This is a genomic window from Leifsonia xyli subsp. cynodontis DSM 46306 (genome assembly GCF_000470775.1).
GTDB lineage: Bacteria > Actinomycetota > Actinomycetes > Actinomycetales > Microbacteriaceae > Leifsonia > Leifsonia cynodontis.
Map to the genome: position 1 here is coordinate 131,376 of NC_022438.1, position 25,521 is coordinate 156,896.

Below are 25,521 nucleotides of genomic sequence, written 5' to 3' on the forward strand. Positions count from 1 at the left end.
GCCCGGGGACGGTGGTTGTCGCCGCGTCCTCGGGGACTCGCTTATCGCTCATTGCCGGGTCCTCCCTTGTCGTGGGACGAACTTAGCCGATGTGTGGAACAACAAGCCAGCTCTTGTTCAACAATAAAAGCATTGCTGTTGGTACGATCCGTCCATGCGCAGCGATATCCTCCGGGCGGAAGAGGCGGCCGACGCCCTCCGCTGGGAGATCACCGACGGCGAACTCCTCCCGGGCGCAGCCCTTCCGGAAGCGGTGATCGCCGGGCGGCTCGGCGTCTCCCGCAACACGCTCCGCGAGGCGTTCCGCCTGCTCGGGCAGGACGGCCTCCTGGAGCACTCGCCGAACCGCGGGGCTTTCGTCGCCGTCCCGACGGTCGGGGCGATCCTGGACATCTACCGGGTGCGGCGGCTGGTGGAGGGCGAGGCGGTCGCCGGCTCTTTGCCCGGGCATCCCGCGCTCGTCCGGATGCGGGAGGCCGTCGCCGCTTCCTTCGCTGCCCGCGACGAGGACGATTGGCGCGCGGTCGGCACGGCGAACATGCTCTTCCACGAGGCGATCGTCGGTCTGGCCGACAGCCCACGGCTGACCGGGCTCCATCGCCGGATCGCCGCCGAACTCCGCTTGGCGTTCGGCCTCGCCGACGACCTCGAATACCTCCACTCGCCGTTTCTGCGCGCCAACCTCGAGATCCTCGAGGCGCTCGAAGCCGGCGAAGCGGCCCGTGCGGCGGTCCTGCTCGACGAGTGCCTGATCCGCGGCGAGCGTGTGCTGCTGTCGGTCTTCGGCAGCGGACCCGCCCGGGTCTCGGCGGGTTGAGGCGGGCGAAGCGGGGGCTTTGCCGACCGTGGCGTGCGCGGACTGCGGCCGGAATGTCGTACCACGGCATGAGGAGCATGCGCCGTCTGCAATGAGATACTTCTGCGAGCGCCACCGCCGTCGCGTCCCATCTCGTCCACACCACCCGCCAAGGGGAAGCCCGTGCATTTTCTCGCCGTTCTCAGCATGAAGAACCGCGCCCTGATCGCGCTCACCACCATTGTGGCCGCCGTCTTCGGCGGCATCGCGCTAGGAAACCTCAAACAGGAGCTCGCGCCGTCGATCTCCTTCCCGCAGCTCGTCGTGCTCTCCAGCTACCCCGGCGCTTCGCCGGAGGTCGTCAACAACGATGTGAGCGCCCCCGTTGAAGCCGCCATCCAGGGCGTTCCCGGCCTTGAGAGCACCTCTGCGGTCAGCGCCACGAACCAGTCGATCATCACGGCGAAGTTCACCTACGGCAGCGATCTCGCGACGGCCGAGCAGAAGATCGACCAGGCGGTCAACCGCATCAAATCGACGCTCCCCTCCGGGGTCGACCCGCAGGTGCTCTCCGGTTCGATCGACGACCTCCCGGTCATCCAGCTCGCGGTCTCCAGCGACGCCGACCAGCGCCGGCTCGGCGCCGACATCGCCAAGCTCGCCCTGCCGGACATCAAAGAAGTGACCGGCGTCAACGACGCCCAGCTCGTCGGCGAGGTCGGCCAGCGCGTCACCATCACGCCCGATCCGGCCAAGCTCGCGGTGGCCGGCCTCAGCGTCTCGGCGGTCAAGGACGCGCTTCAGCAGAACGGGGCGCTGCTGCCGGGCGGCTCGATCACCGAGGATGCCAAGACCCTCACTGTCCAGTCCGGTTCCCAGCTGACGTCTGTCGCCGATATCGCGGGGCTGCCGCTGATCGCCTCGGCGTCGGGCTCCGGAGCATCGTCGGCCGGGGCCGGGGCCGCCACCCCGCCCACGATCGGCGATGTCGCCACGGTGGCGCAGACCGACGACCCGATCACCTCCGTCTCTCGCGTGGACGGCAAACCGGCGCTCACCATCGCGGTGACGAAGCTGCCCTCCGCCAACACGGTCGAGGTCTCGCACAAAGTGACCGCGCTCCTGCCCGAGCTGGAGAAGAAGCTCGGGAACGGCGCGAAGATGACTGTCGTCTTCGACCAGGCCCCGTTCATCACCCAGTCGATCAACTCGCTCGCCGAGGAAGGTCTGCTCGGTCTGGTGATGGCGGTCATCGTCATTCTGGTGTTCCTGCTGTCGGTGCGCTCGACGCTCGTGACGGCGATCTCCATCCCGACCAGCATCCTGCTGACATTCATCGTGATGTGGACCAGTGGGTACACGCTCAACATCATCACGCTCGGCGCGCTCACGATCGCGATCGGGCGGGTGGTGGACGACTCGATCGTCGTCATCGAGAACATCAAGCGGCAGCTGGTGCCCGGAGCCGACCGGGCGGCGACCATCGTGCGCGCCGTGCGGGAGGTCGCGGGCGCGATCACGGCATCCACCATCACGACGGTTGCGGTGTTCCTGCCGCTGGCGTTCGTGGGAGATGTGACCGGCGAACTGTTCCGGCCGTTCGCGCTCACCGTGACCATCGCCCTGCTGTCGTCGCTGCTCGTGGCGCTGACGATCGTCCCGGTGCTCGCGTACTGGTTCCTGCGCGCGCCGAAGCCGAAGCGCAGCCGCCACACCGCCCAGGAGCCCGATGCGGCCAGCCTCTCCATCGACGAGGCGACCGCCGCTGGCGAGGACGAACTGGAGCACCCGTCGCGGCTTCAGCGTGGCTACCTGCCGATCATCCGCTGGACGCTGCGGCACTCCGCGATCACCGTCGTCCTGGCGCTGGTCGTCCTCGGCGGCACCATCGCCGCCGCACCGCTGATGAAGACCAACTTCCTCGGCTCCAGCGGCCAGAACTCGCTCACGGTCACCCAGACCCTCGCGCCCGGCGCGAGCCTGCAGGCCAAGGACGACGCCGCCAAGGCCGTGGAGCGGAAACTGCTCGACACGAAGGGCGTCCAGACCGTGCAGGTCTCCATCGGCTCCAGCGGCTCGTCGCTGCGGGACGCTTTCACCGGGGGAGGCGGTGGCGCGTCCACCTTCTCGATCACCACGGACCCGGACGCCGACCAGGAGAAGCTGCAGACGACCATCCAAGACGAGATGGCGGCGATCGACGGCCAGGGCGACATCCAGGTCTCGGCGCAGAGCGGCTTCGGCGCCTCCAGCGATATCGAGGTGGACATCGCCGCGAGCACGGACGCGGACTTGCAGAAGGCCACCGACGCTGTTGCCGCCGAGCTGAAGAAGAAGAAGTCGCTGGGCCAGGTGACCGACAACCTCTCCGCCTCGCTGCCCTACGTCTCGGTGACGGTCGACCGCGCGAAGGCGGCCGAGGCCGGGCTCAGCGAGGTCGCCGTGGGCACCCTCGTGTCGCAGGCGATGCGGCCGACCCAGATCGGCAGCGTGGCGATCGAGAACACCACGCTCACCGTCTACCTGCTGAGCCAGAATCCGCCCACCACGGTCGCGGAGCTGTCGGCCCTCGGCATCCCGACGGTCAAGGGGGTCGTTCCGCTCAGCACGTTGGCGGCCGTTCAGGAGGCCAAAGGCCCCTCGACGGTCACCACGCAGCGCGGTCTGCGCACCTCGACCGTGACCGCGACGCCGAGCACCGACAACCTCACGACCGCCAACGCCGAGGTGTCCCAGGCGCTGAAGGACGCCGATCTCCCGTCGGGGGCCACCGCCACGATCGGGGGTGTCTCCTCCAGCCAGACGGAGGCGTTCGCCCAGCTGGGGCTCGCGTTGCTGGCGGCCATCCTGATCGTCTACATCGTGATGGTCGCGACGTTCCGCTCGCTGCGCCAGCCGCTGCTGCTGCTCGTCTCGGTGCCGTTCGCGGCGATCGGCGCGATTCTGCTGCAGATCGCTTCGGGCATCCCGCTCGGCGTCGCCTCGCTCATTGGCGTGCTGATGCTCATCGGCATCGTGGTCACGAACGCCATCGTGCTCATCGACCTGGTGAACCAGTACCGCCGCCGCGGGCTGAGCGTGGCCGAGGCGGTGGCGCACGGCGCCTCGCGCCGTCTGCGGCCCATCCTGATGACAGCGCTCGCGACCATCGCCGCGCTGTTCCCGATGGCGATCGGCCTCACCGGGCACGGCGGCTTCATCTCCCAGCCGCTGGCGATCGTCGTCATCGGCGGTCTGCTCTCGTCCACGGTGCTCACGCTGGTGGTGCTGCCGGCGCTGTACAACCTGGTCGAGGGTGCGAAGGAGCGGCGTCAGGCTCGCAAGGCAGGGACGTCCGAGGGTGGTCCGGGTGCGGGCGGGTCCGCGCCGGAGCCGCCGGTGTTCACCGCGCCGGTCGGTGGACAGCAGATGTGACGGTCGGTTTCGTCGCCCTTCCCTGAGGCTGTGAACGTGGTGAGTGAGGCCCTGCGCGGCAGGGCCTCACGGCTGTAGGGCGACGGAGGCGTTCTCCCCGGCATCCTCGCGAATCTCCTGACTTTCTCGACAGCCGGCTCCTTCTCTTCTCCCCTTCCGCTGTTGTTGGGAACGGAGGAGTTCGCGGCCGGGAGTGAGGTGAGAACAGGAAAGGGAGGAGAGAGGCGGGCGCTGGCGGCTGGTTCTCCTCCGTTTGCGACGCGCGCGACGGTGCGTGGGGGGAGGGGGGAACGGTGTGTGGGGGGAACATCTCTGTCTGGGATCCCAGACGGGGGATGCCGGACGAGAGACCGCCCCGCATCCCCGACGTTGCTAGCGTCGCGATATGAGTCTCTCCCTCGATCCCCTGTGGCCCCGCGCGGGCGCCTGGCCACCGCTGGACGCCCTCCCCGCGGGCGTGTGCGCCGATCTGACGCTCCTCGGCATCCCGACCTGGCGCACGTCGCTCTCGCCGACCGGCGCGCACGCGACCCCGGCGGCGGTCCGCGAGGCCTTGCGCCGTTACTCCGAGCATGTCCCGGGCCGCGAGAGGGAGGCGCTGCGCTGCGCTGCGCGGACGCCGGAGACGTCGCCGAGCCGGACGGCCCCCAGGGCGAGGCGCGCGCCATCGCTGCGATGCGTGCGGCCGTGGCCGCCTCGCGGCTGGTGGTCGCGGTCGGCGGCGACAATGCGCTCACGGTTCCGGCGGCGCTCGGCGCTTTCGGCGACGATATCGAGGCGGCCGGCCTCATCACGCTGGACGCCCACCACGATCTCCGCGACGGCGTCTCCAACGGTTCGCCGGTGCGCCGCCTCGTCGAGGCCGGTCTGGCCGGGAGCCGCGTCGTGCAGATCGGGATCGCGGACTTCGCAAACTCGGCCGCGTATGCGAGCCGGGCGGCGGACCTCGGGATCACGGTCGTCCGCCGCGATGCGCTCCACGAACGCCCCCCGGAGGATGTGATGGCCGAGGCGGTGGAGATCGCCGGGGCGGCCGGAGGGCCGGTGCATGTGGACCTGGACGTCGATGTGTGCGATCGCTCGGTCGCGCCGGGATGCCCGGCTTCGGCGCCCGGTGGCCTCGCCACCTGGGAGCTGCGCCGATTCGCGCGGCTCGCGGGCGCGGCGTCCGTCGTGCGCTCGGTGGACATCGCCGAGGTCGATGCGACCTCCGACACACCTGATCAGCGCACTGTCCGACTCGCGGCGCTGCTCGTGCTGGAAGCGGCCGCCGGGGTCGCGGAGCGCTGAGGGCGGGCCGGAGGAGCAGGCCAGGAGCGGCCAGGAACCAGAGACGCCCCCGGGCAGCGGACGACCCGCTGCCCGGGGAGGCGCTCAGTGCCGCAGGGGGCGCAGGCGCCGCGAGAGCGCCCTCAGCACGAGGCCCGCGCCGAGCAGCAGCAGCGCGGGCAGCGTCCATCCCCGGGCGTCCGAACCGGTGTTCGCGAGGCCGCTCCCGGCTGCGCTCGCAGGGGCGGCTCTTCCGGGGGCGGCCAGGCCGTCGATCGTCTCCGCCTCGGGCGCGGTCGTCTCGGGCTCGGTCGTTTCCGGCCCGGAGCCCGCGAAGCTGTGCGTCCACGATGTCGTCGCGTCGAGGGCGAAGAGCGCTCTGCCCATGGGGCGGGCGGCGATCGTGACGGTGCCGCTTCCCGCGTAGCGTCCGGCGGCGAGGACGGCCCCGTTCAGGGTGTACTCGGCTCCGGGCGCGACCGGGACGGTGTAGCTGCCGGACGCGGATCCGTCCCCGTCGGAGAACACGACCGGCGCGGGCCGCACCGCCGAGAGGCCGCCGCGCAGAAGGGTCACTCGGTCGATCGCGATGGTTTCGGCGTCGAGCCGCAGTGCGAAGCTCGGGAGCCACTGTACGAGTGTGCCGGTGGGGACCGCAGCGTCCACGGGGGCGCTGCCGATGCGGAGCCAGAACCCGTCGCGATCCAGCCAGGAGGTCAGCCGGCCGTTGGTCACGACGGTGGCGAGACGGTCGCCGGGATGCCAGGTGAGGGGGTGCGCGGCCCCTCCTTCCGCCTCGCTCTGCCCGGTGGCGCCGATCACCACATTGACTCCGCTCTCGCTCTTCGAGGCGTTGTACCAGCTCATCGCGAAATCGTCCGGTCCTCCCGAGGACCCGATGAACAGGCTGTTCTCGACCGGTCTCCCGGCGGCCGTCGCCCGCGGTTCCACGATCAGCGCGAACTCCTCCGTCGCGGCGACCGGGATGCGGACGAGTCCGCGCGCCCGGCGGTCCGTCGTCGCCAGCAGCACACCCTCTTCGGTGTCGACGGCGAAGTCGGGCGCTGGTTCGCCGAGGCCTCCCGTGATGTCGTACTCGCCGAGCCGGTCGCTGGAGAAGTCGTCGTCCCAGACGGCATCGCCGAAGCGAGGGGGATCGAAGGCCCAGGTGGCGGAGGCCAGCGCGCTGGCGCTGCGGCCGGCGGCCGTCGACAGTGCTTCGTAGCGCAGCGGGGTCGCCTCTCCCCGGTCCAGCGTGGCCGGCGCCGTCACCCGACAGGTCGTCTCCACCGTCCCGGGGCTGGCGTCGCGTGGCGAAGCGGATTCCACCCGCTCGACCGTCCAGCCCCGCGGGGCGAGGAGCCGATCGCTGGCGACACGGCTGTCCCCGATCGTGGCGAGGCGGGTTGTGACGTCCGTCGAAAGCCCCGGTTCGACGGCGACCGTGCCGTCCGGCCGGGTCTCGATCGAGGCGCTCAGGTCGCTGTCGACCGTGCGCCCGGAGCCGAACGAGGTGACACCCCACCCTCTCGCGCCCGGGCGGGTCTCGCCGACCAGCCGCACGGCGTCGGTGACGATCGGGCTCCCCAGCAGCACACGGGCGGTGGAACCGCCGGCCGGAACGGCCGGGCTGCGTGTCTGATCCAGCGGCTCCTCCCACTCGCCGTCCCGGCCTCGGACCAGGAGGCTCCATGAGCCGGGGAGCTGCACGCCGCCGCCATCGTCGTAGAAGGTGACGCGCAGCTCCCCGACCGAGGTGGGGGCGCCGAAGTCGACCTGAAGCCAGTCGCTCGCGTTCGGTGTGCGGTAGGTGGTCCACCATGTCGAGGGGATGTCCAGATCGAAGTCCTGTCCGTCGGTCGCCTTGCCCGGGGCGTCGCCGGGGTTGGAATACGAGGCGCTGGCGCGCGGGAAGCCGGCTCCCGAGGGGTTCGCCGCGTCGTCCACCTGCCGTGGGAGCGCGGCCGGTTCTGCCGGGCTCAGGGGGACGGTGACATCGCCGAGGGCGGCCTGGTTGTGGATGAGCACGCCGTCCTGGAAGACGCTCAGACCCGCGCCCGCGCGGTAGTGGCTGCCGTCCTGGTCCCACAGCACGGTGAGGTTGTGGCCGTGGTACGGGACGTTCTCGGCCGCGAAGCGGTCCCAGCCGTCGGCGGCCTACGGGGCGATCCGCACGCTGTCCCCGGTCGAGCCGCGGATGCCGATCAGACCTTCGAGGACGATGTCGTCGAAGGTGGAGTGGTTGTAGTCCTCACTGTGGTTGTACCCGTCGTAGAGCCAGCGGTCCTGGTCCGGGTCGTGCGCTTCGGCGATGTAGGGACGGCCGTCCTTGCGCTGGGTGAGCGCGTAGTCGCGCACGAGCCCGGCGAAGTCGTTCGCGGTCACGATGTCCTGCGCCGGGTAGTCGGCTAGGAGGTTGGCGGCGGCGGTGAGGGTGTCTGGCTCGTCGCGTAGGGCCAGGAGGGGTCGTCCCAGCGGCAGCAGTTCGCGGCCTCGTGCAGGTACCAGGGGCTGCGGCGCTCCACGGTGGTGGGTCCGAAGCGCGCCTTGAAGCCCTGCGGATCGAGCAACTGCTCCCAGGCGACGGTGTTCTCCGCCGGGGCCATCCCGAAGTACCAGGGCACGAACCCGATTTGCTCGCGGTCGGCGATGCGGGCCAGGCCCGGGTTGCCGTCGCGCATCACATGTTTGTAGAACTTGTCCTCGGGGTCCCAGAGCAGGGCCTCCTGAGCGGTTCGCAGCCGTGCGGCCGCGGCCGCGTAGCGCTCGGCCTTCGCGGTGTCTCCGACGATGCGGGCGAGCTCCGAGATCGCCAGCGCATCGCCGTACTGGTAGGCGTTGATGGTCGGGCGGTATCCCGCGCCGCCGTGGTAGGGGTCGTCGCTCTGGTACGAGCTCGCGGTGTACTCCATCGCATCCCAGACGGGGACTTGCCTGTACAGGCCGGTGGCCTCGTCGTACTGGGGCGCCCATCCCTCCCACTGCTTCTCCAGCGCGGGGAGCAGCGCCGTGGCCGCGCGGAGGTCGCCGGTGATCCTCGCCCGCTGGAGCACACTGTCGGCGATCCAGAACGAGTACTGGTGAGCCCAGTCCGTGGTGTTCTCGTTGAGGCCGTCGGTGGCGGGTTTGGCCCCCGATCCGGAGCCGGAGAGCCAGTAGTCGACATAGTCGTCCAGGTAGCGGGTGTCGCGCAGCCAGCGCCCCTCGCGCAGGTGGTGGCCGGCCGCGGCCGAGATCGACCTGCCCGGCGCGGCGTATCCCGCGCCGGGCAGGAACTCCGTGACGATCCAGCCGTCCTGGGGGCCGGTGTACTTCAGCGCTTCTTTGAACACGCGCTAGCGGTAGTAGTAGGTCGCCTCGATGTCGGCGTCGGGCAGGTCGACGAAGGGGATGTTCGCCTCGTACCAGCCGGGATCGCTGAGCCCGGACAGCTTCGCGTCGTGGTCGAGGAAGGAGGTGCCTGCGCCCACAGCGGGCCGGAACGCGTCTGTGGGGGCCACGGGATCGGAGGCGGCTGCGGACTCGGCTGCGGAGACGGGGAGCAGCGCGCCCACCGCCAGGGCGATCGGGGTGAGGAGTGCGAGACAGCGGGCGAAGCGTTTCATGCGGTGGGTCCTGACAGCGTGCGGGGAGCGGGTGGGTGGGAGAGCGGGCGCAAGCGTGGCGGCCCCCGATCCGGGATGGGGACGGGGGACCGCCGCGGGTTCAGCCGGCGCTCATCGTCGCGGGTGGGCCGCGACGGCCCTCCTGCGGGCGAGGACCAGGAGCCCGGCCGCCAGCAGGATCATCGCGGCCAGCGCGATCCCGCCGATCTCCGAGCCGGTCGCTGCCAGCCCGTCCGGCGAGGACGCCGTGACCGGTGTGGAGGGCGAGCCGCAGCCGTCCGAGTCGTCCGAGCCGTCTGGGACGCCTGAGCCGTCTGGGACGGTGATCGCGGCATCGGCCGAGAAAAGGTACGTCCACGAGACGTCCGCGTCGTCGGGGATGCGGTGGCCGTCGAGAGCGCGGGCGGTCACCGTCACGCTCCCGGCGGCCGGATACGTCCCCGCCGCGACGACCGCCGACGGTCCGCCGTCGATCGAGACTAGGTACTCCACCCCCGTGGCTGCGGGGATCGTGTAGCTGTCGTCGGCGGTTCCCGGCGCGTCGGTGAAGGCCACCGCGGGCGGGACCACGACGGTCGGCGCGGGAGGGGCCGCCAGCGCCGCGACCTCTGCGGCCGACAGGGCGCGGTCGTACAGGTGGACCTCGTCGACGGCTCCCGTCAACAGGTCGACCGGTTTTCCGTCCCACTGGCCCCGGCCGAGCTGGAACTCGCCGGTGGAGGCCGTCCCGCCTGCGCTGCGCTGCGTGGCGGCCCGCTCGCCGTCCAGGTACAGCGTCAGCTCACCGCTGACGGCGTCTCGCACACCGGTCAGGTGGTGCCAGCTCCCGAGCGTCGGCGTCACCGCCGCGACGGCGGGCGGGCCGTCGGGGAAGCTGAACGCGAACCCCTTCACCGGATCGCCGTACTGCAGGAAGAAGGCGCTCCGCCCGGTGAGCCCGTCCATGCTGGCCACGGTGGCGTAGGTGCCCGCGGATGGCAGCGCGTCCATCCGGACCCACGCCGAGACGGTGTAGCTGGCGGTCGTGTCGATCTCGGGGACCGAGGCTGTCGCCGTCTGCTCCGCTGCGCCGAACCCGAGCGCCGAGCCGAGCCGGCCCTGCTGCCAGTCCGGGGACCCGGCCGCGAGCGTGTGGCCGTTGCCGGTCGCGTCGGCGGCCTCCGTCCCGCTGCTCGCGTTCAGCGGCCAGTAGGCCACGCCGTCCGTCCCACCGGTGGGTTCGGGGAGGGTGCGCGGCTGCGAGCCGACCTCGATCACCTTGCGGTTGATCGCCCGCACCTGGGCCGCATCCATCTTGAGCACGCGGCGGTCGTAGGTCCAGAACCCGTTGACTTCCCCCTCCACATCGGTGATCTGGGTGTAGATCGAGCCGGAGAGGTCCTGCTGCGCCGGGGCGATGAGGGCCGCGGTGTTCTTCACGTACACCGCCGTCAGCTCGGCCGGGCTGTCGACCTCGCCGTAGGGGTTCACCGAGCCGCCCGGCCAGGTGTGCGCCGGGTCGGAGTAGGAGAACCCGCCGTGCTCGCCGTCGATCGCTGCGCGGGTGGCGTCGGGATGCGGCAGCGCCGGTCCGGTGTACTGGTGCCAGTCGATCACATCGCCGCGGCCGGAGTCGCCCTTGGAGTTGCAGCAGTTCACACCGCTGTGGGCGTTGACGAGCCGGCTCGGGTCCTGCGCCTTCACCGCGTCGGCGATCCGGCCGGTCGCGGTGCGGTCCCACTCGCCCCAGCCCTCGTTGAACGGCACCCAGCCGATGATCGAGGTGACCGAGTCGAGCTGGTCGACCATGCCGGTCAGCTCGGTGCGGAAGCCGTCGCGGGCGTCGTCGTCGGCGTTGCCGCCGGAGGGCATGTCCTGCCACACTATCATCCCGAGCAGATCGGCGTAGTAGTACCAGCGCGCGGGCTCCACCTTGATGTGCTTGCGGATGGTGTTGAAGCCGAGGTCCTTGGTCTGCTGGATGTCCCACTTCAGCGCCGCGTCGGTCGGAGCCGTGTACACGCCGTCCGGCCAGTAGCCCTGGTCGAGCGTGGAGAGCAGGAAGGTCTGCTGGCCGTTCAGCACGATGCGCTGCGAGCCGCCCACGGTGTCGAGGCCGATCGAGCGCATCCTCGCGTAGCTGCGCACCGTGTCCGTCGTGCCGCCATCGGCGACGGTTGCCGTCAGATCGTAGAGGTACGGGTCATCCGGCGACCAGAGGCGGGCGTCCGGGATGGGGACGGAGAGCTTCTCGCCCGGTGCGCCCGTGGCCTGCCCGACCTCGGCGCCCTCGGCGTCGAAAGCGGTCACGGTCACCCGCGCCGAGGGGCTCGCGGCGGGGGCGGCGACGGTCGCGGCGAGCGTGGAGGAGGGGACGTCCGGCGTGAGCGTGAGCTTGTCGATGTGAGCCGGTGCGACCGGTTCCGGCCACACGGTCTGCCAGATGCCCGAGGAGGGCGTGTAGAAGATGCCGGAGGGGTTCGCGCTCTGCTTGCCCTTGGGGAACCCTCCGGTCGTGTCCATGACGCGCACGACGAGCTCGTTCGGGCCGGTGGTCAGAGCGTCGGTCACATCCGCGCCGAAGCTCTCGTATCCGCCGATGTGGCGGGCGACCTCGGAGCCGTTCACGAAGACGGTCGCGTCGTAGTCCACCGCGCCGAAGTTCAGCAGCACGCGCTGACCCGAGCCGACACCCCAGCCGGACGGCACCTCGAAGGTGCGCCGGTAGACCATGTGGTCCTCGTGGCGCTGGATGCCGCTCAGGGCGGACTCGATCGGGTAGGGGACCACCACGGTCTCGGAGAGCTCCGTTCCGAACGGTGTCGGGCTGGACGCGGTCGCCGCCTCGAACTGCCAGCGTCCGTTGAGCGAGAGCCAGTCGGTGCGCCCTAGGTGTGCTGCTCAGGGACGTTGGTTGAGGTGTGACGCGATAGATGGGTGAGGACCTCCCGGTCGAGAGTGGGGCTGTCTAGTTTCCCTGCACTCGATGACTTAGGAGGTCCTCGTGACCCACGCTAATGCTGCTTTGACTCCTCGCGAATGCCTCCGCCTGGCCCGCCAAGTCGTCGACGACGGCTGGTCCGTTGCTGCGGCGGCGACCTACTTCCGAGTGTCCTGACGCACCGCGGACCGATGGGCTCGTCGTTACGTGGAGATGGGCGAGGCGGGAATGCTGGACCGTTCGTCACGGCCGCATCACAGCCCGAACAAGACCCCGCGAAGACTGGTCCGCAAGGTCGTGCATCTGCGGTGGAAGAAGCGGCTGGGACCAGTCGGTATCGGCGCCCAGCTCGGCATGCCCGCCTCGACCGTTCACACGGTCCTCTCCCGGTGCCGGATCAATCGGCCCAGCCACGTCGACGTCCGCACCGGCGAACCCGCCCGCCGCTACGAGCACGAGCATCCCGGATCGATGATCCACGTCGACATCAAGAAACTCGGCAACATCCCCGACGGTGGCGGCTGGCGCTACGTCGGACGTCTCCAGGGAGAGCGGAACAAGGCCATCACCGCGAAGCGGACCGGGAAACACGGGATCACCGGCGACATGATCACCGGCACAGCGTTCGTTCATACCGTCATCGACGATCACTCCCGTGTCGCTTACGCCGAGATCCACGACGACGAAACCGCCGCCACTGCAATCGCTGTTCTGCGTCGAGCGGTCGGCTGGTTCGCCAGCCGTGGCGTCACCGTCGAACAGGTGCTCTCCGACAACGGCTCCGCATACCGCTCATACGCCTGGCGCGACGCTTGCGCCGAGCTCAGCATCCAACCGAAACGCACCCGGCCCTACCATCCGCAGACGAACGGCAAGATCGAACGCTTCCACCGCACCCTCGCCGACGGCTGGGCATACGCCCGGCACTACAACTCCGAATCAGCCCGCCGCAACGCACTCCCGGCCTGGCTGCACTCCTACAATCACCACAGGCCCCACACCGCCATCGGCAGCCAGCCACCCATCAGCAGAATTGACCACCGTCCCTGGGCAACACACCGACCGGCAGGCCGGTCTCGCGGTAAGACGCGAGCTCTCCCGGGGTTCCGAAGCAGTAGAAAGTGCCCTGAGCGAGCCTGACCGTCGATCCGTGGGACAGCATGCGGTTGTACACGAGCGACAGGTAGGACTCGGCGACCTCACCAGCTCGGGCCGCCTGGACGACCTCGTGGGCGCACTCCTGGAACTCCCCGGCACGGCGAAAGAAGTAGACGCCCATGAGGGCGTTGCGGGAGATCGCGACCTTCTCCGCCGTGCGCACGACACGGCCGTCGTCTGTCTCGGCGAAGCTGTAGCGCGGGTCCGAGGAGGGGAAGGACAGCAGCACTCCGTCGGCATCGCCCGCCGTCGCGCGTGCGAGCTCGGAGGCATAGCCGGGGCTCTCGAAAGCGATGTCGCAGTCCATGACGAGCAGCGGCCGCTCGGGGTCCAGCGGCGCGGCGAGCACCGTCTCGGCGGCTCCGCCCGTCGGTGCGGCGAGTTCGATGACGCGCAGACCCGGGGAGGCCGCCCTCAAGGCGGCGCCCAGACCGTGGTCCCGCTGGAGTTCGGCACGGATGATCGCCGTCACCTCGCCACGGATGCCCGCGGCCGTGAGCGAGTCGAGCGCTTTGCGGAACATCGGCCCGCCGTCCACCTCGATGAGAGGTTTCGGCCGTGTCTCGCCCGTCGCGCGGAACCGCTGGCCGAGCCCGGCCATCGGGAGGACGATCTGAAGCGGCTCGGTCATGCCAGTCGATCCCATTCGTAGTCGGAGGCGGGAGCAGCCGGCCCCCACGGGTCGCGCCGGAAACGCCAGCGGGCCAGAATCCCCAGCCCCTCGCTGAACACCCGCACATTGCGGCATTGGAGACTTGGTCTTCTTCGCGCCAGGTGATCGGTACGTAGCGGAAGCCGACGCGCCGGCGGATCAGGTCGAGGATGAGTTCGTAGTTGAAGCTGAGCCGGTCGCCGAAGCGGAGGTAGCTGCGCGGGTCGAGGTCGGCGAGCGCGAAGAGGTTGAGCCCCGAGCCGAGATCGATCAGCGCCCGGAAGGTTCCCACCGAGTAGATCGCGTTGAGGACGCGATTGCCGACGATGCGTTTGAGGTCGTACCGCCTGAAGGCGGGAGCCGCGGCCGAAGCGGGAGCCGAGCACGGTCTGCGGCCCCCCGGCGGCGGCGTGCGCGATGAGGTCGTACGCCTCTTCCGCCCGCGCCTGGTCGTCGCCGTGCAGGATGACGACATGCGTGGCCCCGGCCTCCCGCGCTTTGAGGAAGACGGTCTTGTGCGTGCCGCCGAGGTTCACATTGCGGCGATTGCGGAAAATCCGCAGATTGCTCCAGTTCGCGGCGTGCTCGACAGCGACCTCCGCCGTTCCGTCGGCGCTGCCGTTGTCGACGACCCAGACCTCCTGCACGCTGGCCGCGCGGCCGGCGTCGAGGGCAGCGAGGACGCGCGGCAGCTGAGGGGCGCAGTTGTAGGCGGGTATCGCGATGATGGTCTTCACGGACGTCCTGAGGTCAGCGGGCGGGGAGCGTACTGCGCGAGGAATCGGTCGAGGAACTGCACCGAGCGGGCGTAGTACACCAGCACGGTGGCCGGGTCGATGACGACGCGGTGGCTGAGCATCCGGCCATACAACAGGCCGACGTGGAAGGGCAGGCTCCGACGCTCGGTGGGGGTGAGGCGTTCCGCGGCGAGCGCCTCTGTCCACTCCGCGAGCTCCTGGTAGCGGGCGGATCGGTATGACTCGAATCCGATCTCGGCGCGGCCTTCGGCCGGGTCGATCCGCACCCGGGGGCTCCGATCGCTCTCGTTCAGGAACTCATAGCCTCCCCAGAGCGACTGGAAATGCCGCGCGAAGTCGAGCACCGGCCCGCGGACCTGGTTGTCGTCCGAGGGGTCGATGATGAGGATGTCCCCGCTGTCCGGGTCGATGAGCAGATTGTCGATGGTGAGGTCGCAGTGGATGGCCGCGGACTCGCGATACGTGATGAGGTCTTCCCACGCCCGCTCGTCGGCCACGATCGCGCTCAAGAGCTGGCGGAGCCCCGGGTGCTCCTGCCCGCCGATGACGACCGTCTCGCAGGCGAGCACAGCGCCGAGCTCGGGATGGAGCGCCGCGGCCTGATCCAGCCGGTCGGCCAGTCGCTCTTGCAGATACTTCGCCACGATCCCGGGATGCCGCGCCTCCGCCCGGAGGTCGTAGACGTGATCGAACATCGTGTCCCAGACGCGGCGAAGGGCGCGCTGACCGTCTTCGGGCGAGGCCGAGTGGAGGTAGCCGAACATGGTCGTGGTGGCCGGATCGAACTCGATGTCGAACGAGTAGTAACCCGGTCCGTCCGATTCGCCGAGAGCGCGCACCATGTTCGGTGTTCCGGAGTGACGCCGGAGCCATCGGTACTGCTGCGCGAGCTTCTCGCGGTGCCGTTCCGGAACCACCTTGCGCACCCGGGCGACTCCGTCCTCCCGAACGAGCGCGGTGATGGCGTCGGAGCCGCCTTTGAAGAAGCGGACGACTTCCAGGTCGCCGCGCACTTCGAGCCGGTGCAGGGCGAGCGCGAGATCGTCCCGGCGCAGGAAAGAGTCCACGAAGGTCGCGAGTTCGGCATCGCGGCTCTGCGTGCGATCGAGTCCGCCGATGTCGCCGCCGGTCGCGCCCGCTTCCACGCGCGCGAAGAAGGACGGGAGGCACAGCCGGACCGCACCGTAGAGGGCGGTCGGGAGGGTGAGGACGATCCAGATGAGGAAGCCAGCCGCAAGGGTCCAGCCGATGCCCTCGACCGCCCCCGACGAGCTCAGGAACCCGCTGATCGAGCGCGAGTAGTCCGTGATCGAGGGGAGGCCCAGCAGCGTCTCGGGGAAGACGAACGGCGCGAGCACACCGGCGGCGGGGGTTCCGATGGCGGAGTCCGGCAGCGCGCCGGCGAGGACGACATAGACCGCCGTCAGGTATCCGAGCCAGGAGAGGCAGAACGCGACCGCGTACGCCCCGAGCTTGCGCGGCGAGCGGAGGAAGCTCTGATAGCCATGCACCATCGACCACACGGACATCCGCACGCGGGCGCGCGGCCGGTCGGCGAGCACCGATGTCACAGCCACGACCATCCGCATCAGCAGCCGGTTTTCGCGCACGAGCAGGACGAAGAGGAGCAGGACCGACCCGGTGACCGCGAGGATGAGGATGGCCGGTCCGACGACGGCGACGGGCAGCCCGACGACGCTCCCGAAGACAAGGAGGGCTCCCGCGACGACGATCACATCGAGCAGGCGTTCGAGGGCGATCGCGGTGCCGGTGTAGAGAAGGCTGATCCGCAAGCGCCGGCTGAGCACGAGAGTGCGCACGATTTCGCCAGCGCGGAGCGGGAGGAGGAGCGTGAACAGCACGCCGACGGAAAGCGCGTCGACGTGCTGGACCAGGCCGCCGGGCCGGGCCTGGTCGAGCACCGTCTGAGTCCGCAGCGCTCGGGCGAGGTTGCCCATCATGACGAGAACGGCGGCGATCAGGAGCGAGAGGAGGTCGACCGGTCCGGGCCAGTGCTCGAGGAACGCTGCGATGGTCGGGATGTTGGTGACGGCGAACAGACAGGCTCCCACCAGCGCAGCGAGGAGGAGGACGGAGCGAAGGCGGGGGCGTCTAAGCGGCATCGGCGCTCCACTCGATGCGCACGACATCGACACCGGCGCCTTCGGCGGACCGGACGCCGGATTCCGAGTCCTCGAACATGATGCAGTCCTCGGGGCGGAGCCCGGCCGTCGCGAGGGCGAGGAGGTAGGGATCGGGCGCGGGCTTCGACCGTTCGGTGTCGTCGCCTGTCACGACGAAGGAGAACAGGTGGGTCAGATCGTGATGCGCGAGGACGGCGGCCACAGCGCCCGCCTTCGCGGTTGTGACCAGCGCGACTCGTGCCGTGTCCGACCAGGTCCGGAGTGTCCGCGCCAGCGGGCGATTGAGTTCGGTCTCACCGAGGAAAGCGGGAAGTGCCTGGCCTTGGCGGCGCGGACGCCCGCGACCTCGCCGGCGGAGAGTTCGGGAGCGATCCGCGGCAGGAAATCGCGGGAGTCCTCACCCCAGGTGGTCACGAAGACCGGCCAGGTGAACTCGACGCCGAACTCCCCCAAGGCGGCTCGGTAGGCGGCGAAGTTGGCTTTCTCTGTGGCGACGAGTGTCCCGTCGAGGTCGCAGAAGACCCCTCGCACGCTCGCCATCATGCGATCAACACTAAGCGACAGAAATACTGCATGAGCCCGTTTCGGCGTGGCTTAGGGGCGAACGGCCGCTGATTTCAGGGTATTGTTGGTTGTTTGCGCGTCGCCATGCGATCCACAACGGCGAAAACGGCCCGAACCGCGAGGAAGTTGACCGCGAAGGAGAACGGGAGCGAGATCAGCTTGGCGGCCAGCGGCGCGAGCGCGAAGGCGTCGACACCCCCTGGATGAGGAACGAGAACAGGGCGATCGAGACGGCGTACAGCCGAAGAAAGCGGCGAGGCCCGCGACGGTGTGCCGGCCGGGGAACACCATCCCGCGGCTCAGCAGGTAGACGACGGAGACCGAGAGGCCAGCGCTCACGAGATTGGCGGGTCCGGCTGCGACACCGGTGGCGGTCAAGGCGGCATAGCCTCCGAGATCGACAGCGACTCCAGCCACGGTGGTGGAGAGAAAACGCACCAGTTGGCGGAGCAGGCGCCGAACCGTCGTCGGAGATGAATGTGACATTGTTTATTTAGAAAACATGCAATTGGCTCGTCCGTCGAGACCGCACACTTGCGCCATCAGAGCCACGACTGCACAGAACGGCCGAGACGACCGACACCCCGCCTGAGAAACCGGCACCCGCGTGCTATCAAGCGAACTCGCAGAAGAACAGCGACTTGATACTGGTCGCCGTTACCTTTTCGTTATATAGTTCGAGGGCAATGGTTGTTTGCTGTAGCAGCCATCGTGGAAATGTGATTGCAGGACACTCTTGGTGCAAGGGAGGGGGTCGGCCGCGAGCCTCTGCGACCGGCCTCCTCTCCGTCCTCCCGCCCGGTGCCGCGCCCTCTCCCCGTCCCCGTCCCGCTCGGGCGGTACTAGGCGAGGTCAGCGGATGGTGAGAGGATGCGAATGCACCGACCAGCCCGCAAACCCGATCGGGCACGATGGTGCGGACGAGGGGAGTCGTCATGAGCAGCAGCGCGCCCGCGGTGGGCACGGCCAAACAAGCCAGGGCGGCTGCGGTCGCCGCCTGGGAGTCGCTGTTCCGTGCGCAAGTGGCTGTGATGCGGACACTCAGCGCCGAATTCCCGACCCGCGCCATCTCGCTCAACGAATACGACGTGCTCTTCACCCTCTCGCGGCAGCCGAACCGCGAACTGCGCCTGCGGGACCTCAACAAAAACGTGCTGCTCACGCAGCCGAGCGTCAGCCGGCTCGTCGACCGGCTCGTCGCCCGCAGACTGGTCGCGAAAGGTCCCGAGCCCACCGACGCCCGCGGAACGGTCATCCGGCTGACCGACACCGGGTTCGAGTTGTTCCGGCGCGTGGCCGTGGAGCATATGAAGACGATCACCGAACGGGTCGGCGGACGCCTCGATACGCAGGAGTTGGAGACGCTCGCCGCGCTGTGCGACAAACTGCGCGGGGCTTCCTGAACGAGTTCTCCACATCCGGAGGCCAGATGTGGGCTGCGGCGATCCGGCGCGCGTATCATGACGCGCATGACGGACGGACGCAGGAGATGGAAGTGGGCGCCCGCGCTCGTCGGGTTCGTGGCGCTCAGCGGCTTCGCCGGCGTGCTGGCGGCGGCGGCGGTCACCCCGGCAGTGGCCCTGACCGGCTCCGCAGCGAACTCGACGATCAGCGTCTTCGACGGATTGCCCGAGTACATCAAAGTGGAACCGCTGGCCCAAGCCTCCACGATGTACGCGACCTCCAACGGCCAATCCGTCCCGATTGCGACGTTCTACTCGCAGAACCGCGTGGAGGTGGGCTGGGACGCGATCTCGCAGAACCTCAAAGACGCAGCCATCGCGACCGAGGACCCGCGCTTCTATGAGCACGGGGGCGTGGACGTCACCGGAACCATCCGCGGCGCCCTGCTGACCGCACTCCACAAGTCGGTGCAGGGCGGGTCGTCCATCACCCAGCAGTACGTCAAGAACATCCTCGTGCAGCGCTGCGAGAACAAGCAGCCAGACCCGACGGCGACGGCAGCCGTGCAGAAGAAGCAGCTCACGGCGTACGAGAGCTGCTACGACGACGCGACCGAAGTGGACCCGGTGCGCAAGCTCAAGGAGATGCGCTATGCGATCGGGCTGGAGAAGCAGTACTCCAAAGACGACATCCTCCAGAGTTACCTGAACATCGCGCTCTTCGGCGGCCGGGTCTACGGCGTGCAGTCGGCCGCGGCGTACTACTTCGGGGTGTCGGCCAAAGACGTCAACCTTCAGCAGGCGGCGACGCTGATCGCCATCCTGAACAATCCCGACAACCTGCGCATCGACCGGCCGGGCAGCGAGGAGAACGGCGCGGCGAACGGGTACAAGGAAACGCTGAACCGGCGCGACTACGTGCTCAACCGCATGCTGGCCAACGGCAGGATCACCCAGGAGGAGCACGACGCGGCCATCAAGTCTCCCGTCGAGCCCAAGATCACGCCGGTGCAGAACGGATGCATGACCGCCCAGCAGCACAACGCGGCGTTCTTCTGCGACTACGTCGAACGGATCATCGAGCGGGACCCGATCTTTGGCAAGACAGACGACGAACGGTTGAGCTACCTCACCCGCGGCGGCCTCAAGATCTACACGACGCTGAACCTCGATCTGCAGAGCGCGGCGCAATCGGCCGTCTCCTCCTCCATCCCGCCGACCAGCCCGCGCCTCGACCTCGGATCATCGCAGGTCTCGGTGGAGGTCGGAACCGGGCGCGTGGTCACGATGGCGCAGAACAGGCCGTACGACAACACCTCTTCACCGGCGGCGGGCACGACAGCGGTCAACTACAACGCCGACTACGACTACGGAGGATCGGAGGGCTTCCAGACGGGCTCGTCCTACAAGGCGTTCGACCTCCTCGAGTGGCTGCAGGAAGGCCATTCCCTGTATCAGACCGTCAGCGGGACACAGCACAGCTTCTCCCAGAGTTCCTTCCACTCCAGCAACCCCTGCAACGACATCGGCGGGGCGCCCTGGACTGTCTCGAACGACGAGGGCGAGACGGTGGGATCGACCACCGTGATGAACGCGACCGCGGCCTCCATCAACACGATCTTCGCCAAGATGGCGACCCAGTTGGACCTTTGCGGGATCAAGCAGCGGGCGAAGGATCTTCTGGTGCATGGCGCGGACGAGCAGGCCAACCCGTTCATGGCTAATCCGTCCTCAGTGCTCGGAACGAACTACATCGCCCCGATCACGATGGCGACCGCCTACGCCGGGATCGCGAACAACGGCGTCGCGTGCAGCCCGGTCGCCATCGACAAGATCGTCGGTGCGGACGGCAAGGCTCACGGTGTACCGAAGACCCAATGTTCTACCACGCCAATTGACCCAGGAGTTGCTGCCGCAGCCATCTATGCCCTACAGGGTGTGCTGCGCGGCGGCGGCACAGCGGCGAGCGCGAACCCCGACGACGGAGTCCCCCTCTTCGGCAAGACCGGCACGACCGACGACTCGCTCCAGAACTGGCTCGTCACCTCCACCTCGAAGGTCGCGCAGGCGACCTGGGTGGGAAACGTGGAGGGCCAGGTGGCGTTGCGCAGCCAGTCGTTCCAGGGCATCGGCGGCGGCAACGTGAAATTCTCCATCGTCAAGCGGATACAGGCCGCGCTCGACGCCGCCTACGGCGGTTCCGCCTTCCCGGCGCCGCCTGCGAAGTACCTCTTCACCCCGGCTGTCCCGTCCACGCCCACGCCGCCGGCAGCGGGAACTCCGGCGCAACCCGCGCCGGGGGCAAGGGGCCGGCGACGGCAGCACCGGGGGAGACAGCGCCGGTGAAAACGGCGGTGAGCGCAGATGACCCCGGAATAGCGATTACGCTGAAATCAAGCGTTTTTACCCTCAAATGCAAGCATGGTTGTCGATATCTCGATTATTGTTATCGCATGGGAAGAACACCTGACCCGAACCGAAAGCCCGAACTTCTCGGTCGCATCATGGACCATGTTGCGACCGAGGCGCTCTCGAGAATGACTTTCCGAAGTCTCGCGAACGCCCTAGGAGTCAGCACCTATTCATTCGTCTATCACTTTGGCTCCCGTCAGGAGATGATCGACGCGATCCTCGAGGAGGGTGTGCGCCAGCAGACTGCGCCGCAGCAGAGCGTCGATCTCTCCGCGTTCGACCGCGATCAGTTCCGCGACTGGTATAGAGAGGCATTCCGCGCCTCCCTCAAGGAGCAGAACCGCACCGGCCTGCGACTCCAGTTCGAGGCCGGAACGCTGGAGCCGATCGACCCGGACATCGGTAAGCGCATCACCACCTCGTTCACCGCCTGGCGCAACACCGTCAAGACCTGGCTGAAGAATCAGGGCATCGAGACCCGCCGCGCCGGCGTGCTCGCGCACTGGATGGTCGACTCCGCCGCCGGATTCCAATTCGGATTCCTCCTGAGCGGCGACCGCACGGCGACCGTGCAGGGGTTCGATCTCTTCTTGAACGCGTTCTTCCGGGAAGCGCTCGGCGAATAGGAAGGAGCGCTGAGCGCGACTCGCGCTCAGCGACCGCCGCGCAGCATGGCGACCCACTGATCCGCGCATGCTGCGCGGCCTCCGCGGCCGGAGTGCCATGCTGGCCGAGCGCGATCCCCGTTCCCTCCGGACTCCCGTCCGGGTCGGAGCGGACCGCGAGGCCGTCCCCGGGCAGATCGTCGCCCGATCGGGTTCTGCCCGCTCAGCGGGTGCGACCCGGCTCCCACAGCCCCGCCCCGCTCCCCCCGACCGGTAGCCTTGGGCCTATGCTCATTCCCCCCGCCACCCCGAAGAGACCGACCGAGCGTAGACACCACGGGGATGTGGTGGTCGATGAGTACGAGTGGCTGCGCGACAGGGAGGACCCTGCCGTCAGCGCGCATCTGCACGAAGAGAACGCCTACACGAACGCCCGCACCGAGCACCTGGCCGTGCTGCGCGAGCAGATCTTCGACGAGATCAAGGGACGCACGCGCGAATCCGATCTGAGCGTGCCGACGCGCGAGGGCGACTGGTGGTATTACACGCGCACGGTGGAGGGGAAGCAGTACGGCATCCACTGCCGCGCGCCGATCGCAGGCACGGACGACTGGGAGCCCCCGGCTCTGGACGAGACGGCGCAGCGGTCGGGGTTGCCCGGCGAGCAGGTGCTGCTGGACGACAACGTGGAGGCGGAGGGCCACACGTTCTACGCGCTCGGCAGCTTCGATGTGAGCGCCGACGGGACGCGGCTGCTGTACGCCATCGACACGGAGGGCGACGAGCGGTACACGATCCGGGTGCGGTCGCTGAACGGCGGCGGCGGCTTCCCCGACCTGATCGCGGGAACCGGTGCGGGAGCGCTGTTCGACCAGAGCGGCGAGTACATCTTCTACACGACAGTAGATGACGCCTGGCGGCCGGACACCGTCTGGCGGCACCGGGTCGGTGAGGGGCGGGACGGCCAGCCCGATGCGACCGTGTTCCACGAGCCGGACGAACGCTACTGGATCGGCGTCGGGATGACCCGGAGCCGGTGCTTCCTCGTCATCGAGGCCGGGTCGAACATCACCAGCGAGACGTGGCTACTGCACTCCGACGATCCGACCGGTGAGTTCTCCGTGGTGTGGCCGCGCAAGGAAGGGGTGGAGTACGACGTCGAGCACGCGATCGTCGGCAACCGCGACCGGCTGCTGATCGTGCATAATGACGGGGCGGTGAACTTCGAGCTCGTCAGCGTCGCCGCCGAGGCCCCTCAGGGGAAGCGCAGGATGCTGCTGCCGCACGACCCCGCTATCCGCCTGGAGAGCGTCGACGCCTTCCGCGACTTCGTGGCGCTCGAGTATCGCCGCGACGGCATGACCCGGATCGCCATCGCCCGCGCCCCCGACCCGGCGGAGTTCGCGGCCCACCCGCATTCGGAGCCGGACGACATCCTGCACGAACTGCGCTTCGACGAAGAGCTTTTCACCGTCGGCGTCGGCAGCAACCCGGAGTGGACCCAGCCGCACCTGCGCTTGGGGTACACCAGTTTCGTGACGCCGTCGAGTGTGTACGACTACGACATCCGCAGCCGCGAACGGGTGCTGCGCAAGCAGCAGGCGGTGCTCGGCGCGTTCGATCCGGAGCTGTTCGAGCAGAAGCGCGAATGGGCGACGGCAGACGACGGGACGCGCATCCCGATCTCGCTGGTCTACCGCCGCGACCTGGTCGCACGCGGTGAGCCGGCGCCGCTGGTGCTCTACGGCTACGGATCGTACGAGGCGAGCATAGACCCGTCGTTCGGCATCCCGCGGCTGAGCCTTCTCGACCGCGGCGTGGTGTTCGCGATCGCGCATGTGCGCGGCGGCGGCGAACTTGGCCGGCTCTGGTATGAGAACGGGAAGAAGCTGCACAAGAAGAACACCTTCACCGACTTCGTGGCCGCCGCCGAGCACCTCATCGCCCAAGGGTGGACATCGCCGGACCGGCTGGCCGCACAGGGAGGCAGCGCGGGTGGGCTGCTCATGGGGGCCGTGGCTAACCTGGCCCCGCAGGCCTTCGCGGGAATCCTCGCGGAGGTGCCGTTCGTGGACCCGCTGACGAGCATCCTGGACCCGTCGCTGCCACTGACCGTGATCGAGTGGGACGAGTGGGGCGACCCGCTGCACGACGAGGACGTGTACTACTACATGAAGTCGTACGCGCCGGTGGAGAACATCCACGCGACGCGCTACCCTCGCATCCTGGCGGTCACCAGTCTGAACGACACGCGGGTGCTGTACGTGGAGCCGGCGAAATGGGTGGCCACACTGCGGGAGGCCGGGGCGGACGCGCTGCTGAAGACGGAGATGGCGGCCGGGCACGGCGGCGTCTCCGGCCGGTACGTGGCCTGGCGCGAACGGGCGTTCGCACTGGCGTGGCTGCTGGATGTGGTGGGGGCTCACCCGAGCGGAGCGTGAGGAGGTCCACCCGGCGGACTCCCTCTCCGCACCGTGCGGCGCCATCGGGCCTCGCGAAGCGCTGCGGGCGGCCAGCGCTGCCCCTCAGCCGAGGTCGTCCGGGTCCTTCCCGGTGCGCTCCCCCGACTCTAGGGTCGCGATCGCGGCGAGGTCGTCGGCGTCCAGCTCGAATCCGAAGAGATCCCGGTTCTCGCGGATGCGTTCCGGGGCGGACGACTTCGGGATGACCACAACGCCGAGCTGAAGCTGCCAGCGCAGGACGACCTGGGCCGGTGTCGCACCGTGCTTCTGTGCCAGAGCGGCGAGCGTCGGGTCGCCGAGGACGCGGCCTCGAGCGAGCGGCGACCAGGCCTCCGTGACGATGCCATTGGCGTCGTCGTAGGCCCGGACATCCGACTGGGGGAGCCACGGGTGCAGCTCGACCTGGTTCACGGCGGGCACGGTGCCGGTCTCACTGGCGAGTCGCTGCAAGTGATGGATGTGGAAGTTCGAGACCCCGATCGACCGGGCTCGTCCCTCGTCGCGGACTCGCTCGAGCGCGCGCCAGTGGATGAGGAACAGATCGACACGGTCGAAGCCGAGACGGTCGAGGCTGGCGTCGACCGCGCGCAGAGCGGAGTCGTAGCCGTTCTCGCTCCACCACACCTTCGTTGTGACGTAGACCTCCTCCCGGGGCAGCCCACTGCGGCGGACGGCTTCGCCGACGGCGCGCTCGTTCCCGTAGAACGCGGCCGTGTCGATATGGCGATAGCCGGCGTCCAAGGCGGTGTGTACAGCATCCACCGTCTCCGCTTCGGGGATCTTGTACACGCCGAAGCCGAGTTGCGGGATGCTGGCGCCGTCGCCCAGCGGGAGGTGCGGAATGGTCGGCATGGGTTCATTCTGCCTCGCAGCAGACCCACGGGCGAGCAGTGCGCCCGTATCGGCTTGCGCGCCACCTGGGCGTTCCCCGGCAATCGGGCGATCCCGGGTTGCGGCATCATCGACCCTGCGGGGGCGTGGGCGGCTCCCGGACGAACCCCTATGGAAGGAGAGCCCATGCTCACCCTGACCGAGAACGCCAGCACGATCGTCAAGGCCCTCACCGAACAGGCGCCGGAGGCCGAAGCGGGGCTGCGCATCAGCAGCGAAAACCCGGAGAGCACGAGGTTCGCCGCAGCGGTCGCCGCGTCCCCGGAGCCGGCCGATCAGGTGGTCGAGTCCAGTGGTGCGCGCCTGTTCCTGGGGCCGAAAGCCGCTGTCGCGCTGGAGGACAAAGTGCTCGATGCGGCCGTGGACGACCAGGGTGCGGTGAGCTTCGTCATCGGCGGGCTCGTCTGAGTCGGTTCCACAGTGTGAGTCGGTTCCGGGGTCGCCGCCGGGGCGCCAGCTCAGCGCACC

General features: G+C 69.0%; 19 protein-coding genes and 2 pseudogenes. 9 read left to right on the plus strand and 12 right to left on the minus strand.

Annotated elements, in window-relative coordinates; translation table 11 throughout:
• Positions 1–154: 154 nt before the first annotated feature.
• The 3 genes from O159_RS00660 to O159_RS00670 all read left to right on the plus strand — a co-directional run bounded on the left by O159_RS00660 (position 155) and on the right by O159_RS00670 (position 5,500).
• Positions 155–817 carry a GntR family transcriptional regulator gene (locus O159_RS00660; RefSeq protein WP_021753859.1) on the plus strand — a complete coding sequence of 221 codons (663 nt, stop codon included), beginning with the start codon at positions 155–157 and terminating at the stop codon, positions 815–817.
• A gap of 162 nt (positions 818–979) precedes the next feature.
• Complete coding sequence (locus tag O159_RS00665; RefSeq protein WP_021753860.1) at positions 980–4,210, plus strand: efflux RND transporter permease subunit; 3,231 nt, start codon at positions 980–982, stop codon at positions 4,208–4,210.
• Positions 4,211–4,669: 459 nt separating this feature from the next.
• A complete protein-coding gene (locus tag O159_RS00670) occupies positions 4,670–5,500 on the plus strand; it encodes an arginase family protein (protein WP_407929752.1) in 831 nt (276 codons plus the stop codon).
• Between the two features lie 84 nt (positions 5,501–5,584).
• On the opposite strand, the gene O159_RS15155 is transcribed toward O159_RS00670, so the two are convergent.
• The 6 genes and pseudogenes from O159_RS15155 to O159_RS16145 all read right to left on the minus strand — a co-directional run.
• A complete protein-coding gene (locus O159_RS15155; RefSeq protein ID WP_201766225.1) occupies positions 5,585–7,573 on the minus strand; it encodes a discoidin domain-containing protein in 1,989 nt (662 codons plus the stop codon).
• Positions 7,574–7,636: 63 nt separating this feature from the next.
• The gene (locus tag O159_RS15160; protein ID WP_201766226.1) at positions 7,637–7,864 is read right to left on the minus strand and encodes an MGH1-like glycoside hydrolase domain-containing protein; all 228 of its coding nucleotides are present in this window, start codon (positions 7,862–7,864) and stop codon (positions 7,637–7,639) included.
• A gap of 23 nt (positions 7,865–7,887) precedes the next feature.
• Positions 7,888–8,811 carry an MGH1-like glycoside hydrolase domain-containing protein gene (locus tag O159_RS15165; RefSeq protein WP_201766227.1) on the minus strand — a complete coding sequence of 308 codons (924 nt, stop codon included), beginning with the start codon at positions 8,809–8,811 and terminating at the stop codon, positions 7,888–7,890.
• A gap of 3 nt (positions 8,812–8,814) precedes the next feature.
• Positions 8,815–9,084 carry a hypothetical protein gene (locus O159_RS15170; RefSeq protein WP_201766228.1) on the minus strand — a complete coding sequence of 90 codons (270 nt, stop codon included), beginning with the start codon at positions 9,082–9,084 and terminating at the stop codon, positions 8,815–8,817.
• Between the two features lie 111 nt (positions 9,085–9,195).
• Entirely contained in the window at positions 9,196–11,193 is a 1,998-nt protein-coding gene (locus O159_RS16410; protein WP_330216849.1) for a LamG-like jellyroll fold domain-containing protein, read from the minus strand.
• A gap of 18 nt (positions 11,194–11,211) precedes the next feature.
• A pseudogene (locus O159_RS16145) lies at positions 11,212–11,898 on the minus strand (sugar-binding domain-containing protein); the annotation flags it as partial.
• Between the two features lie 169 nt (positions 11,899–12,067).
• Here O159_RS16145 and O159_RS13575 point away from each other — a divergent pair.
• Positions 12,068–13,144, plus strand: a pseudogene (locus O159_RS13575) (IS481 family transposase).
• Here the strand turns inward: O159_RS13575 and O159_RS00690 are convergent.
• Genes O159_RS00690 through O159_RS16415 form a run of 5 tightly spaced genes read right to left on the minus strand, consistent with a single transcriptional unit; the run spans position 13,029 to position 17,259 of the window.
• Positions 13,029–13,793, minus strand: a complete 765-nt coding sequence (locus tag O159_RS00690; protein ID WP_052323424.1) for a glycosyltransferase family 2 protein — start codon at positions 13,791–13,793, stop codon at positions 13,029–13,031. The pseudogene O159_RS13575 and the gene O159_RS00690 sit on opposite strands and share 116 nt — an antisense overlap.
• Positions 13,790–14,551: a glycosyltransferase family 2 protein gene (locus O159_RS13580; RefSeq protein ID WP_169725639.1), complete on the minus strand. Its 762-nt coding sequence runs from the start codon at positions 14,549–14,551 to the stop codon at positions 13,790–13,792. The genes O159_RS00690 and O159_RS13580 overlap by 4 nt, the downstream gene beginning before the upstream one ends.
• Complete coding sequence (locus O159_RS00695) at positions 14,548–16,695, minus strand: lysylphosphatidylglycerol synthase transmembrane domain-containing protein (protein WP_021753864.1); 2,148 nt, start codon at positions 16,693–16,695, stop codon at positions 14,548–14,550. Before O159_RS00695 ends, O159_RS13580 begins: the two co-directional genes overlap by 4 nt.
• Entirely contained in the window at positions 16,685–16,990 is a 306-nt protein-coding gene (locus tag O159_RS14810) for an HAD family hydrolase (protein ID WP_330216850.1), read from the minus strand. The genes O159_RS00695 and O159_RS14810 overlap by 11 nt, the downstream gene beginning before the upstream one ends.
• Complete coding sequence (locus O159_RS16415; protein WP_043993405.1) at positions 16,888–17,259, minus strand: HAD family hydrolase; 372 nt, start codon at positions 17,257–17,259, stop codon at positions 16,888–16,890. The genes O159_RS14810 and O159_RS16415 overlap by 103 nt, the downstream gene beginning before the upstream one ends.
• A gap of 956 nt (positions 17,260–18,215) precedes the next feature.
• Between O159_RS16415 and O159_RS00710 the strand changes: the two genes are divergently transcribed.
• The 4 genes from O159_RS00710 (at position 18,216) to O159_RS00725 (ending at position 24,141) form a co-directional block, all read left to right on the plus strand.
• A complete protein-coding gene (locus tag O159_RS00710) occupies positions 18,216–18,683 on the plus strand; it encodes a MarR family winged helix-turn-helix transcriptional regulator (protein WP_021753865.1) in 468 nt (155 codons plus the stop codon).
• Positions 18,684–18,749: 66 nt separating this feature from the next.
• Entirely contained in the window at positions 18,750–21,029 is a 2,280-nt protein-coding gene (locus O159_RS00715; protein WP_021753866.1) for a transglycosylase domain-containing protein, read from the plus strand.
• Entirely contained in the window at positions 21,026–21,721 is a 696-nt protein-coding gene (locus O159_RS00720; protein WP_236609510.1) for a TetR/AcrR family transcriptional regulator, read from the plus strand. The genes O159_RS00715 and O159_RS00720 overlap by 4 nt, the downstream gene beginning before the upstream one ends.
• Before the next feature lie 266 nt (positions 21,722–21,987).
• Positions 21,988–24,141 carry a S9 family peptidase gene (locus O159_RS00725; protein WP_043993407.1) on the plus strand — a complete coding sequence of 718 codons (2,154 nt, stop codon included), beginning with the start codon at positions 21,988–21,990 and terminating at the stop codon, positions 24,139–24,141.
• An 84-nt stretch (positions 24,142–24,225) separates the two neighbouring features.
• On the opposite strand, the gene O159_RS00730 is transcribed toward O159_RS00725, so the two are convergent.
• Positions 24,226–25,014 (minus strand): aldo/keto reductase, encoded by a 789-nt coding sequence (locus tag O159_RS00730; protein WP_021753869.1) that lies wholly within the window; start codon positions 25,012–25,014, stop codon positions 24,226–24,228.
• A gap of 165 nt (positions 25,015–25,179) precedes the next feature.
• Here O159_RS00730 and O159_RS00735 point away from each other — a divergent pair, with 165 nt between their 5' ends.
• Complete coding sequence (locus O159_RS00735) at positions 25,180–25,461, plus strand: two-component system regulatory protein (RefSeq protein WP_021753870.1); 282 nt, start codon at positions 25,180–25,182, stop codon at positions 25,459–25,461.
• Positions 25,462–25,521: the final 60 nt, after the last annotated feature.